The sequence below is a fragment of the Geminicoccus harenae genome, assembly GCF_019800005.1.
Lineage (GTDB): Bacteria > Pseudomonadota > Alphaproteobacteria > Geminicoccales > Geminicoccaceae > Geminicoccus > Geminicoccus harenae.
This window is the reverse complement of sequence record NZ_JABGCL010000003.1, coordinates 44,103-57,716: the sequence shown is the minus strand read 5'-3', so window position 1 is coordinate 57,716 and position 13,614 is coordinate 44,103. Positions and strand designations below refer to the sequence as shown.

Sequence of the window (13,614 nt, the reverse complement as noted above, 5' to 3'; positions counted from 1 at the left end):
CGGCCGCGCAGAGCCAGGTCCGGCGATGCTGCCGGCACCCCTGCCCGTCAACCCCGAACTTCGGCGCGGCCTGCCTGGTCGATCAGGTGGCGGGCGGTGAACAGGTCGAGATGGGCGCCGCCCGAGTTCTTGTAGACCGTGATGTCGTCCGGCGAGGTGCGGCCCGGATGCGCACCCTGGCAGAGCTGGAACAGGTCGGCCTCGATCGAATCGAGGGTGATCAGGCCCTGTGCGATCGGCTGGCCCAGATCGCCGCAGCGGTCGCACTCGGCGAAGGTGTCGACGAACAGCCGGCCGCGCCGGATCACCGCGTCGTCCGATTCGCGCATCTCGGGCAGGTAGGCGCCGATCAAGTCGACATGGGTGCCAGGGCGCAGCAGGTCGCCCCGCACCAGCGGCGTGGTCGACATGGTCACGGTGGCGATGATGTCGGCCCGGGCGGTCGCCAGCTCCAGCTCGGCGGTCGCCTCCACCCGGACGGCGCCGAGGTCGAGCCCGTCCGCCACGGCGCGGGCCCGCTCGGCCGTGCGGTTCCAGATCAGGACCCGGCGCAGCGACGGCCGCACGCTGGTATGCGCCTGTGCCACATGGGGAGCGAGCCCGCCGGCACCGACGATCAGCAGGGTCTCGGCATCGGCGCGGGCCAGGCAGTCGACACCGAGGGCCGAATCCGCCGCCGTCTTGCGGAAGGTCATCGCCGCGCCGTCGGCGACCAGCAGCGGAGCACCGGTCCGGCCGTCGAACAATGCCACCAGCCCCTGCACCGAGGGCTCCGGCACGGGCAAGGCAAGGTTGCCCGGGAACACGCCGACCAGCTTCACCGCGATCATCTCGCCGGCTGCCCAGGCGGACAGGGCAACGAACCGATCCGGCCCGCCACCGGGCTCGGCCATGACCGTGCGGTGGGTATCGGGCATCCCGCCCCCGTGCGCCCGGCGCAGGGCCGCCACCAGCGATGGATAGTCGAGCAGCCGGTGCACCTGTCCGGCGTCGAAGACCTGCATCGCGCGCTCCCCTGCCCGCTCCTGCACCAGGCTGCGGGCAGGAGCCTACCAGCCCATGCGGCGGTAGAGGTAGCGCTGGAAGGAGCGCATGTCGGCGCAGCGCAGATGCCGGGCGGCCGCGACGTCGCCGGTCTCGATCGCCAAGCCCAGTTCGTCCTGCATGTGCAGGGTGAACTGGAGGAACTCCGGGTCGTGCGGCTGGTCCACGCTCATGGCTAGCGCCAGGAACGGCGCATAGCGCAGGTGCAGGCGGTGGACGATGTCGATCAGGATGGGTGCGGCCGAACCCTCCAGGAGCCGCCGGTTCCACTCCATCAGGCCGAGCACGGTCGGATGGAAGTCGATGCCGAACCGCGAGGAGCGCATGGCCCTGGTCTTGGCGAACAGGGCGCGCGCCTCCTCGGGCACGTTGCGGGCCGCGAACCTTGCGGCCGCCTCGCCCTCGAGCAGCAGCCGCGTGGACCAGATCTCGTCGATGATCGGCCGCTCGATCAGCGGCACCCGGATGGAGCGCGATTGCGTCACTTCCAGGGCCGAGGCGGCCACCAGCCGGCCGACCGCCTCGCGCACCGGCTGCATGCTGGTCTGGAACGTGGTCGCCAGCTTGCGCAGGCTCACCTTGTCGCCGGGCAGGAGCTGGCCCGAAATGATGCGCATTTCCAGGTCGAGATAGACCTGCTGCCCGAGCGTGCTCTCGTCCGCGGGCGCGGCATCGGCCTGCTCGACGACAGCGGGCGGCTGCCCGGCAGGCTGCAGAAGGGCAGTCATGAACGTCTTCGAGACCTCGTGCATGCCGTCGTCCAGCCAGGCTCAGCCATGCCGGATGGAAGCATCGCGTCGCCCGGCAGGGCTCGCAACGAGCTTGGGCCGGGCGGGACGCTCATGAAACGCGGCCGTGGCGGTTTGCCGCCACGGCCGCTGCGACGCCTCGTCAGGACGCCTTGGCCAGTTCCGTCATCTTGGGCGTCAGCTCGTCGACCGCGGCGGCGAAGCGGTCGATTGCCAGGTCGCACTCGGCCTTGGTGATGCAGAGCGGCGGCGAGAAGGACACGACCTCGATGAACGGCAGCGCCCGGACCATCAGCCCGTGCTCCACCGCCTTGCTTGCCACCAGGCGATGGACGTTGCTGCCGGCATGGAACGGGGTCCGCTTGGCACGGTCGGCGGTGAACTCCACGCCGATCATCAGGCCGGCACCGCGCACCTCGCCCACATAGGGGTGCTCGGCCAGCCGGGACTTCAGCCCGTCCAGCAGATAGGCGCCCACGGTAGCGGCATTGCCCACCATGTTCTCGTTCTCGAGGATCGCGATGTTGGCCAGGCCCACCGCGGCGCCGACCGGATGGCCGGAATAGGTGAAGCCGTGCATCACCGGCCCGTATTCCGGCGAAGCCTGCTCCAGCACGTTCCAGATCCGCTCGGAGACCACCGAGGCGGAAACCGGGAAGTAGGCGCTGGTGATGCCCTTGGCGAGGGTCACGATGTCGGGCTTGAGCCCGTAGAACCCGGTGCCGAACCACTGGCCGAGGCGGCCGAACCCGGTGATCACCTCGTCCGCGATCAGCAGGATGTCGTGCTTGTCCAGGAGCGGCTGGAGCTTGGCGAAATAGCCCTTCGGCGGCATCAGCACGCCGCCCGTGCCCATGATCGGCTCGGCGATGAAGGCGCCGATCGTCTCAGGTCCCTCCCGCTCGATGATCGCCGCGATCTCGGCGATCATCCGGTCACAGAACGCCTCTTCGCTCTCGCCCTGCTCGGCGAAGCGGAAGTAGTGCGGGCAGCTCGTATGGATGACGCCGGTGTCCGGCAGGCTCCAGGCCTTGTGGTAGGAGGGGATGCCGGTGAGCGTGGCGGCCGCGGCGGTCAGGCCATGATAGGCGCCCTGCCGGGAGATGATCTTGCGCTTTTCGGGCGTGCCGCGCAGGTTCGCGTAGTAGCGGACCAGCTTGTAGTTGGTGTCGTTCGCGTCCGAGCCGGAGGTGCCGAAGAACACCCGCTTGAGATGCCGGGCGTTGGCCTGCTCGTGGAACAGGTTCAGGACCTTGTCGGCCAGGCGGATGGTCGCCTCGTTGGAGGCCGAGCCGAACAGGTGCCAGTAGTTGAGGTCGAGGACGGCCTGCTTGGCGGCTTCGGCGATCTCGGGCCGGCCATAGCCGACATTCACGCACCACAGGCCGCCGGAGCAGTCGACCAGCTCGTTGCCGCTGTGATCACGGAGGCGGGCGCCCTTGGCCCCGTCCATGATCGCCGGGCCCTTGTCCATGTGGGTGGCGATGGAGGTCAGCGGATGGAACAGGCTGTTCCGATCCATGTCTTCCAGGCTGTAGTTGGCGCGTTCGTCCAGCGCATCCAGCATCGGTTCTTCCACTTCCTAGGGGATAGCGCGCTGGCGCCGCCACATCGCGCTGTGATCACAGTTGTGCCCCTTCCGGGTGCCGGGCGTCAACCAGCGCCGCCGCAGCCGCCGTCAGCTGCGGTCGAGCTTGACGAACAGGAACCAGAAGAACACGCCCATGACCGGCAGGGTAACCACCAGGATGATGGTGGCCAACGAGAAGATGATCGGCACCTGGGACTGCTGTGAGGCGGCCATCGCCCAGTTGTAGATCGGCATGGTCGTCTCGACACCGCGCAGGAACAAGGAGCGCAGCAGCTCGTTGAACGACAGGAGGAAGCCGAACACGCCCGCGCCGAACACGCCCGGGCGCAGGATCGGCATCTCGATGTCCCAGAAGCGCCGCCAGGGCGTGGCCCCCAGGTCCTCGGCCGCTTCCAGCAGGCGCAGGTCGAACCGGCTGGCGATCACCAGGACCAGCAGCAGCGCGAACGGCAGCGCCCAGACCAATTGCGCCAGGAAGATCGACCAGTAGCCCATCTTCAACCCGAGCATGGTGCGCAGGAAGATGAACAGGGCCGCCCCCATGGTCAGGCCCGGCACGAACAGGGGCAGGAGCGTCAGGAGCAACACGCCGCCCGGCCGGCGCATCCGAGTGATCGAGCGGCCGACCATGGTGGCGATCACCATGCAGACGATCGCGACCAGCGTGCTCATCACCAAGCTGACCTGCAAGGGCGGGATCCAGCGTGAATCGGCCGCCAGTGCCGCGTAATTGGCCGTGGTGAGCGGGTAGGGGATGCCCGAGAGGGGGCTTTGCGCGATCGACATGATCGCCAGCCAGACCAGTGGCACGTAGATCATCGCGATGGCGAAGAAGCCCAGCCACTTGGCGGCAGTGGGCCAGCCCTTCCAGCGGCTGACGCTGCGCCAGAACCGGCTGCTCCCGGCCAGCTGGCGCTCGTCGATCAGCGCCAGGGTAGGCAGGTCGGACGTTCCGATCATCGGCGGATCGCCTGGAACATGGTGGACATGTCGAAGCGCTTTCGGGTGATCAGGATCAGCGCCGCCAGGCAGACGCCGAGCAGCGCCACCACGATGGTCGAGAGGGCTGCGGCGGTCGGGTATTTCAGCTCCTGGAGTGCCGAGTTCACCGAGTTGCCGAGCAGGTTGACGAAGCCGCCCCCCAGCATCTGCGGCTCGACGAACGCCGCCATCAGCGGCACCAGGGTGAACACCACGCCGGCCACGACGCCCGGCAGGGACATGGGCAGGATCACGTAGAGCAGGGTCTGGCCCGGACTGGCGCCGAGATCACTGCTCGCCTGGAGGTAGTCGTCGTCGATCAGCGACATGATCATGAAGATCGGGAACACCATGGTCGGGAAGTAGGACCCGAGCATGCCGAAATGGACGGCGAACTCCGAATAGAGCAGCCAGCTGATCGGCTCGTCCACGATGCCGAGCGAGGTCAGCACGGTGTTGACGATGCCGTTGGTGCCCAGGATCGAGCGCCAGACGATGATCCGGGAGGAGGTGTCCAGGAAGAACGGGATGGTCAGGAGCGTGATGATGATGGCCTTGGCCGGCTTGGACTTGCAGCCCTTGGCCAGCCAGAGCGCGAACGGGAAGGCCAGGAGCAGCTCGATCAATGTCATGGTGATCGCGATGCGCAGGGTGCGCACCGCCACGATCCAGCGACCCGAATCGATCACCGATTCCCAGGTGCCCAGGGTCGGCACGTACACGACCCGGTAGGACTTCACCTGCAGGAAGCTGAACAGGACGATGACCAGCAGCGGCAGGATGACCACCAGCGACCAGGTGATCAGGAAGGCCGGCACGGCGACGCCCGAGGGCGTCAGCCGGTCCAGCATCCGTCGGCTCCAGGCTCGTCTCGTCGGGATCGCGGCTGCCGCCATCCGTCATGCTCCCGTGATGTCAGAGACAGGCTGGCCGGCCCGGTGCAGCCGGGCCGGCGCCCGGTTCAGGCGTTGAGGAAACGCTGCCACTCTTCTTCCATGACGTCCGCATTGGACGGCGTGGTCTTGCCCCAGAACGGCTTCTCGAACTTCCTCTCGACCTTCTCGCCCGTGTATTTCAGGAGGTCGATGTCCTCCTGCGGCCAGCCATGCTCGGTGGCATACTCCACGCCCAGGTCCATGTTCGGCCCGGCATAGCCGCGCTCCTTGGCCTGATACGCGCGGTACTCGCCGCCCAGGAAATAGTTCAGGACCTTGTAGATGTTGTCGACATTGTCCCGGTCCATGGCCGCGGTCGCCACGTAGGCGCCGTGGCCCCACTTGTAGTAACCCTCGACGGTGAAGGCGTAGATCACCGTGCCAGGACCCAGTGCCAGGTTCGCGTCGCGGGTCGCCGGCTCCCAACAGTTGATCATGTCGATCTCCTTGTTGGAGAGCAACTGGACCTGCTCCTCGAACGCGGTGAAGATCGTGCGGAAATGACCGGCCTGCTTGCGCTCGACCAGATAGTCGGCGACTGCGCGGGCCTCCTCCTGGGTGAGGTCGGCCGGGTCTTCGATCTCCGCCCGGCCATGATGCTTGAGGAAGTTGGCGGTCTCGCTCATCGACTGCAGCCAGGAGCGGTCGATCGCCACCCGGCCCTTGACCTGCTCCCCCTCGAAGAAGGTCGTCCAGGGGATCTCGTCCTGGCCGTTCGGGTTGGCGCCGATCACTTCGGGGAAGTAGCCGAACGCGTCGCCATTGCCGATCACCGGCACGCCCCACTGGGTATCGTCGGCCCGGATCAGGTCGGAGCGCTTCCAGGTGTCGGGCGTGCGCGCCCACAAGGTCAGCTCGGGATGGTCCTCGACGATCGGGGCGTAATAGCCTTCGGGGCCCAGTACGTCCTCGGTGCCGCCGTCGAAGATGAAGAAGTCGTGGGTGTCGCCCAGATCGTTCGACATCACGTCGCGCATGAACACGCCGATGTCGGCATTGGTCGGCGTGTAGTCCATGGTGACGCTGTTGGACTTGGTCATGATCGACCAGTCCTTGAGCTGGGCGGTCGTGACGCCGTAGCCCTTGACCGGGGCGCCGGCGGCCCAGGCCTGCTGGCTCATGCCGGGGAGCGCTGCCGGGAGGGTGGCGGCCGCCGCGGTCAGCGCGGAAAGGGAGAGCGCGCTCTCCACGAAGTTGCGGCGTGACAGGCGCGGATCGAACTTCCCTTGCGTCATCGGCGTTTCCTTCTCTGGTTGCTGAAGGCCCTGCTCGATCGGTGGAGGGCTCGGTTATCCGGCAGGGTGACCCGTGCCCATCAGGCGCTCATCACCATGCAATCCGCCTTCTTCCACCAGACGAAGCCCTGCTCCGCGGTGGACGAGGAGGAATCCCACAAGCGCACCTTGATCGGCCCCACCTCGGTGAGCACGGTCCGGTCCAGGTACTTGCCCTTGTAGATCGCGCTGTCGAGGCGCCCGGGCAGCACGTTCAAGCCCGGGTCCTGCGGCGGCCGGTCGGCGATGTGCAGGCGCTCGGCACGCATGCCGACCACGACCTTGTCGCCCACCGCAGGCCTGGTGCGGCCCGACCAGGTGCCGACCATCCGCTGCCCGTCGACCTCGACCAGCGCATCGTCGCCGTCCAGGCCGGTCAGCGTCGCCTCCATCAGGTTCTCCACCCCCATGAAGCCGGCGACGAACCGGCTGACCGGGCGGTCGAAGATCTCGTGCGGCGTGCCGGCCTGCGCGATCCTGCCCTTGCGCATGAGGATGATGCGATCGCTCATCGTCAGCGCTTCTTCCTGGCTGTGGGTGATGTAGACGAAGGTCATGCCGAGCGACTTGTGGATCTCCATGAGCTCGACCTGCATGTCGACCCGCAGCTTCTCGTCCAGCGCGCCCAAGGGCTCGTCGAGCAGGAGGATCGCCGGCCGGGGCACCAGGGCCCGCGCCAGCGCCACGCGCTGGCGCTCGCCGCCGGAAAGCTGGTGGATGCGCCGGTCGTACTTGTCGGCCAGCCGCACCAGCTTCAGCGCGTCCTGCGCCCGCTGGCGGCGCTCGGCCGGCGGCACGCCGCGCACCCGCAGGCCATACTCGACATTGGCGCCCACCGTCATGTGCGGGAACAAGGCGTAGTTCTGGAACACCGTGGTGCAGTTGCGCGAGAACGCCGGCACCTCGCTGACATCCACCCCGTTCAGGCGCAGGGCACCAATCTTGTAGGGCTTCTCCAGGCCGGAGATCAGGCGGAGCAGCGTGGTCTTGCCCGAGCCGCTCTCGCCCAGGATGGTCAGGAACTCGCCCGGTGCCGCGGTGACCGTGACATTGTCCAGCGCCACCACGTCGCCATAGGCGTGCACCGCGTCGATGACCTCCAGCATCGGCTGGACGCTGCCCTGCCTGACCGGGTCCTGCCCAGCCGGCAAGGCGCCCGCAGCCGGTGCCCGCTCCATGGTCGGGGTTGCAAGGGCTGAGTGGCCATTCGGCATGAGGCACCTTTCAGCAGAGACCCGGACGCCCGAGAGCGTTCCTCCATACTCCGTGATCACAGCATGCAACCGCTGTGCCAGAGCATTCTTGCCTGATCTTTCGTGCGGGGCAGTCGCCCGCGCCTCCCTTTCGGGAAAAGCTATGCTGTGATCACATCTCAGGCAATCGCCTATTTCATCGGCGTCATGCGGCGCGCGAGGTAATCGCAACTGCCATGCCCAGGAGGCGGGCCGCGGTGGAGGAAGCGTTCCGCACCACTGCGCGCGCCACCGGCAGGGCGTCCACCAGCACGGATTCCGGCCGCAGGCCGCAGGCGCCGACATCATAGCACTGGCCGGCCGCACCCGGTTCGGCGAGCTGCCAGGCCACCGCCCGCCCGTCCACGCCGGCATTGCCGGCGATCTGGCCAAGCGGCGCTGCCAGGGCCGTGGCGAAGATCCGTGCCGCCATCCGCTCCAGCGGGTCGCCGGCGCGGACCTCCTGGCAATGCAGACCGGCCCGCAGATAGGCCGCGCTGCCGCCCAGGAGGACGCCGCCCGACCGGGCGGCCTGCACGGCGGCCGAGGCGGCCTTGGCCTGGCGCTGGCGCACCGCCATCTCGCTCTCGGTGACCCCGCCGATCCGCAGTGTGGCGATGCCGGCCTCCAGCCTGGCGAGGCGCCGCTGATGCTGCTCGCGGTCGAAGGCCAGGTGCCGTTCCCGGGCGATGGCCTGGCGGATCTCCTTGGCGCGGATCCGGACCATCGCCGGATCGCCCTTGCCGCCGGTGATCGTGGTGCCGATGCGGGTGATCCGGATCCGTTCGGCCTGGCCGGCCATGTGCGGCCGCAGCTTCTCCAGCCGAGTGCCCATCTGCTCGCCGATCACCATACCTCCGGTGGCGATCGCCAGGTCCTCCAGCATGAGCTGGCGCCAGACGCCGGTCCCGGGCGCCTTGACTGCTGCGACCTTGAAGCCCGCGCGCTGCCGGTTGACCACCAGCGTGCTGAGCGCATTGCCGCCCACACTGTCGGCGATCAGCATCAGCCCGCGGTCGGCCTTGGCGATCATTTCCAGCACCGGCAGGATCGGCCCGAGCTCGGTCAAGGCACCCAGGTGGAAGATGATCAGCGGGTTCGCGATCTCGACGCTCTGCGTCTCCTGGTCCTCGACGAAATGGGCGGAGATCCAGCCTTGGTCGAAATGCAGGCCAGGCGCCACGTCGAGCTCGTCCCGGCTGCCACGCCCCTCCTCCACCTGGACGACCCCATCCGCACCGGCCGCCAGATGCGCCTCGACCACCCTGCGCGCGAGGGACAGGTCGCCGCCGGCCGCCTGGGCCGCGACCTGCTCGAGCTGCGCCTGGTCGGGATCGGCGATCGCACGCGATTCCAGGGACGCGATCACGCGGCCGGCCTGGCGATCGAACGCATCCTGCAGCTCGGCTGCGGCAAAGCCGGCCCGGACCGCCCGCCGGCCCTCACGGAGCAGGGCCCGGGCCAGGACCACCGCACTGCTGGTGCCGTCACCCACCTGGTCGAGCGTGCGCCAGGCGAGTTCCCGCATCGCTCGGAGGCCCATCTCTTCGGCCGGGTCGGCCCGCTCCAGCTGCTGCAGCACCGCATAGCCGTCGCGCAGCAGGGTGGGTGTGGCGAACGGCCGCTCGATCAGCACCGCGCGCCCGGCCGGGCCCAGCGTGGTCGCCACCAGATCGGCGGCGAGATCCACGCCTCGCCCCAGCGCCTGCCCGGCCTGCGACTCCCCCAGCACGACCTTCGCGACCATCACGTTCCCCCTCTGTCGAACCCATGCCCGATCGGACCTTCGAGCATGGGCCATGCCAGCCGATCCCGTCCCGCCTCTGGCACAGCGCTTGCATCGTGATCACAGCGGCACTTGCAACTGTGATCACACGGTGGCTAGTTTTTCCGAAAAGGTCGGGAGGGGAAAGCAAGGATGCGCTTGGCTTGCGATACGGGCGGTACTTTCACCGATCTGGTCGTCGAGGACGGTGACGAGATCCGGCTGTTCAAGGCGTCCACCACCCCTGACGATCCGGTGCGCGGCGTGCTCGATGCGCTGGCGCTCGCTGCCGCGCATTACGGCTTGGACCGCAAGGACTTCCTGGCCCGCGGCCAGATGTTCATCCACGGCACTACCCGCGCGATCAACGCGATCCTGACCGGCAACACCGCCAAGACCGCGTTCCTCACCACCGAGGGCCACCGCGACGTGCTGGTGATCCGGGAAGGCGGCCGGATCGAGCCGTTCAACTTCACCGTCCCCTACCCGGAGCCCTATGTGCCGCGGCGACTGACCTTCGAGGTGCCGGAGCGCATCAATGCCGCGGGCAAGGTCGTCCAGGCGCTGGACGAGGCGGCCGTGCTCGGGATCATCGAGCAGCTGAAGGAGCAGCAGGTCGAGGCGGTTGGCGTCTGCCTGCTCTGGTCGGTGATGAACGCCCAGCACGAGCGCCGGATCGGCGAGTTGCTGGCCGAGCACCTGCCGAACGTCTCGGTGACCCTCTCCCACGTCCTGAACCCGACCCTGCGCGAATATCGCCGCGCCTCGGCGACCGTGATCGACGCCTCGCTCAAGCCGCTCATGTTCAAGTACCTGAACGGGCTTACCAACCGGCTGCGCGAGGCGGGCTTTGCCGGGCGCACCCTGATGGTCACGTCCGGCGGCGGCATCATGGACGCCGAGGCGGTGGCCCGCGCCCCCATCCACTCGATCAATTCCGGCCCGGCCATGGCGCCGGTGGCCGGGCGCTATTACGCCGAGCGCGATTTCGGCAACGCCGTGGCGATCGTGGCCGATACCGGCGGCACCAGCTACGACGTGAGCCTGGTGCGCGACGGGCGGATCCCGTGGACCCGGGAGACCTGGCTCGGCCAGCGCTTCCGCGGCCACATGACCGGCTTCCCGTCGGTGGACGTGAAGAGCATCGGGGCGGGCGGCGGCTCGATCGCCTGGGTCGATTCCGGCGGACTGCTCCAGGTGGGTCCCAAGAGTGCGGGCTCCACGCCCGGCCCGGTGGCCTACGGCAAGGGCGGCACCGAGCCGACCGTGACCGACTGCTCGATCATCCTGGGCTATATCGACCCGGACTTCTTCCTGGGCGGGACGATGGCGCTGGACCGCGATGCGGCGGTGGCGGCGCTCAAGGAGAAGGTTGCCGACCGGCTCGGCCTCTCGGTCGAGGAGACGGCGGCCGCCGTCCTGGCGCTTGCCACCGAGAAGATGGTGGGGGCCATCGACGAGATCACCGTCAACCAGGGCATCGACCCGTCCACGGCGATCCTGATCGGCGGCGGCGGTGCCGCCGGCCTGAACGCGGTGGCGGTGGGCAAGCGCCTGGGCTGCGCCGGCGTGCTCATCCCGGAGGCAGGTGCGGTGCTCAGCGCCGCCGGCGCCCTGATGTCGGAACTGTCGTCCGACTATGCGCAGATGCTGTTCACGGTGAGCGACCGCTTCCAGTTCGACAGCGTGAACGAGGTGCTGGCGAAGCTGGAGAGCCGCTGCCAGGCCTTTGCCGCCGGGCCCGGCGAGGGTGCATTGGAGGTCGTCACCGAGTTCTCGGTGGAAGCGCGCTACCCGCACCAGATCTGGGAGATCGAGGTGCCGCTGGGCAGGGGCCGGATCGAGGGCCAAGCGGAGCTGGATGCGCTGAAGCAGGCCTTCCATGCCACGCACAAGGACATCTTCGAGATCTCCGATCCCAACTCGGAGGTCGAGTTCGTCACCTGGCGGGCCAAGGTGCGCTGCCGGTTGCGCGAGGGCGGCAGCGGCCGCCTGCCCACCCCTGAAGGCAGTGGGCCGATGATGGCCAGGCGCCAGATCTATTTCGCCGCCACCGGCTGGGTGGATGCGCCGGTGGTGCGGTTCGAGGCGATGGCGGCGGACGAGCCGGTGACGGGGCCGGCGGTCATCGAATCCTCGTTCACCACCGTGGTGGTCGATCCGGACACGACCGCGGTACGCACCGAAGGTGGCGGCCTGCGGGTCACGTTCTGAGCGGGAGGACGACCATGACTGCTTCCGCTGCCCAGAAGGCCCGCGACGGCGTGCGCACCGCGATCCTCTCCAGCCGCATGGAGAGCATCGCGCGCAAGATGCAGAACACCCTGTTCCGCACCGCGCGCTCGGGCATCCTCAATACCGCGCACGACTTTTCCTGCGTGATCCTGACCGCGGACTGCCGCTTCCTGGCGGCAGCCGAAAGCCTGCCGATCCACACGCTGATCGGCCCGGACCTGATGTGCCAGGCGGTCAAGAAGCACCATCCGGTACTCAAGCGCGGCGACTGCTTCCTGCACAACAGCCCGTATGAGGGCAACTCGCACGCCGCCGACCATTGCCTGATCGTGCCGGTGGTCGACGACGAGGGCATCCTGCGCTTCTTCGTGCTGGCCAAGGCGCACCAGGCCGATTGCGGCAACTCGCGGCCGTCCACCTATCTGGGCGACGTGGTCGACGTGTACCAGGAAGGTGCGCTGATCTTCTCGGCGACCAAGATCCAGTCGGACTACCAGAACAACGACGACATCATCCGGATGTGCAAGGCGCGCATCCGCGTGCCCGAGCAGTGGTGGGGCGACTATCTGGCCTCGCTGGGCTCGGTGCGGATCGGCGAGCGCGAGCTGTTGGCGCTGGGCCGCGAGGTCGGCTGGGACGTGCTCGAGGACTATGCCGAGGCATGGTTCGACTATTCCGAGAAGAAGATGGTCGACGCGATCGGCCGGCTGAAGAGCGGGCGCCGGGTGATCCATGCCGCGCACGACCCCTTCCCCGGCGTGCCGGACGGTATCCCGGTCAAGGTCGACGTGACGGTCGATGCCCTGGCCGGGAAGATCACGGTCGACCTGCGCGACAACCCGGACTGCCAGCCCTGCGGCCTGAACCTGACCGAGGGCACCTCGGTCAGCGCCGCCATGGTCGGGATCTATAACGGCATCATCGACCATGGCGTGCCGGCCAATGCCGGCAGTTTCCGGCGGATCGAGGTACTGGTGCGCGAGAATTGCTGCGTGGGCATCCCGCGCCATCCGTTCTCCTGCTCGGTCGCCACCACCAACCTCGCCGACCGCGTGTCCAACCCGGTGCAGCGCGCCATCGCCGAGATCTCGGCAGGCCACGGCATGGCGGAGACCGGGCCGATCATGGCGCCGGGCATGGGCGTGATCTCAGGGAAAGACCCGCGCAACCATGACGAGCCGTTCGTGAACCAGGTCCATATCGGCGTCACCGGTGGCGCCGGCACGGCGGTCACGGACGGTTTCCTGTCGATCATCCATGCGGGCAATGCCGGCATGTGCCGGATCGACTGCATCGAGGTGGACGAGCTGCACCACCCGATCTTCATCAAGGCGCGCTATCTCGTCCCGGACACGGAGGGGGCCGGCACGTTCCGGGGTGCCCCCTCGGCCTATACCGAGCTCGGGCCGATCGATGGCTGCACCATGCAGGTGCTCTACACCGCGGACGGCACGATCAACGTCGCCGAGGGCACCCGGGGCGGCGGCAAGGGCGGGCCGGTGCGGGCGATGAAGCGCGAGCTGGACGGCAGCCTGACGAAGCTGCCGCCCTGCTATGGCGTCACGCTCAAGCCCGGCGAGCTGGTGGTGTCCTACTCGGCCGGCGGTGGCGGCTATGGCTCACCGCTGGAGCGCGATCCGGCACGGGTCCTTCACGACCTGATGGAAGGCTGGATCAGCGCGGAGCGGGCGCGGTCCGTCTATGGCCTGGTCACCACCGGCAGCCTGGTCGACGGCACGCTCGCGGTCGACCAGGCGGCCACGCGCAGCTTGCGCGCGTCGCTGCGTCAGACCCAGTGAGACGGAGGG

The 13,614-nt window shown here is 68.3% G+C and carries 10 protein-coding genes; 2 read left to right on the top strand and 8 right to left on the bottom strand.

Annotation, left to right across the window (positions count from 1 at the left end):
- Nucleotides 1-47 precede the first annotated feature (47 nt).
- From HLA95_RS02975 to groEL, 8 genes are all read right to left on the bottom strand, one after another.
- On the bottom strand, nt 48-1,004 hold the full coding sequence (locus HLA95_RS02975; protein WP_222182352.1) for an ornithine cyclodeaminase family protein: 957 nt from the start codon (nt 1,002-1,004) through the stop codon (nt 48-50).
- A 45-nt stretch (nt 1,005-1,049) separates the two neighbouring features.
- Nucleotides 1,050-1,772: a GntR family transcriptional regulator gene (locus tag HLA95_RS02970; RefSeq protein WP_191062268.1), complete on the bottom strand. Its 723-nt coding sequence runs from the start codon at nt 1,770-1,772 to the stop codon at nt 1,050-1,052.
- Between the two features lie 163 nt (nt 1,773-1,935).
- A complete protein-coding gene (locus HLA95_RS02965; RefSeq protein WP_222182350.1) occupies nt 1,936-3,360 on the bottom strand; it encodes an aminotransferase in 1,425 nt (474 codons plus the stop codon).
- Nucleotides 3,361-3,471: 111 nt separating this feature from the next.
- Nucleotides 3,472-4,344: an ABC transporter permease gene (locus HLA95_RS02960; RefSeq protein ID WP_191060605.1), complete on the bottom strand. Its 873-nt coding sequence runs from the start codon at nt 4,342-4,344 to the stop codon at nt 3,472-3,474.
- The gene (locus HLA95_RS02955) at nt 4,341-5,261 is read right to left on the bottom strand and encodes an ABC transporter permease (RefSeq protein WP_222182348.1); all 921 of its coding nucleotides are present in this window, start codon (nt 5,259-5,261) and stop codon (nt 4,341-4,343) included. Before HLA95_RS02955 ends, HLA95_RS02960 begins: the two co-directional genes overlap by 4 nt.
- Before the next feature lie 65 nt (nt 5,262-5,326).
- Nucleotides 5,327-6,535: a type 2 periplasmic-binding domain-containing protein gene (locus tag HLA95_RS02950; protein ID WP_191060607.1), complete on the bottom strand. Its 1,209-nt coding sequence runs from the start codon at nt 6,533-6,535 to the stop codon at nt 5,327-5,329.
- A gap of 80 nt (nt 6,536-6,615) precedes the next feature.
- Nucleotides 6,616-7,752, bottom strand: coding sequence for an ABC transporter ATP-binding protein (locus HLA95_RS02945; protein ID WP_222182346.1), 1,137 nt, complete (start codon nt 7,750-7,752; stop codon nt 6,616-6,618).
- A gap of 220 nt (nt 7,753-7,972) precedes the next feature.
- Nucleotides 7,973-9,553 (bottom strand): chaperonin GroEL, encoded by a 1,581-nt coding sequence (gene groEL / locus HLA95_RS02940; RefSeq protein ID WP_255591443.1) that lies wholly within the window; start codon nt 9,551-9,553, stop codon nt 7,973-7,975.
- A 171-nt stretch (nt 9,554-9,724) separates the two neighbouring features.
- On the opposite strand from groEL, the gene HLA95_RS02935 reads away from it, so the two are divergent.
- Nucleotides 9,725-11,785, top strand: coding sequence for a hydantoinase/oxoprolinase family protein (locus tag HLA95_RS02935; protein ID WP_191059225.1), 2,061 nt, complete (start codon nt 9,725-9,727; stop codon nt 11,783-11,785).
- A gap of 14 nt (nt 11,786-11,799) precedes the next feature.
- The gene (locus HLA95_RS02930; protein ID WP_191059224.1) at nt 11,800-13,605 is read left to right on the top strand and encodes a hydantoinase B/oxoprolinase family protein; all 1,806 of its coding nucleotides are present in this window, start codon (nt 11,800-11,802) and stop codon (nt 13,603-13,605) included.
- Nucleotides 13,606-13,614: the final 9 nt, after the last annotated feature.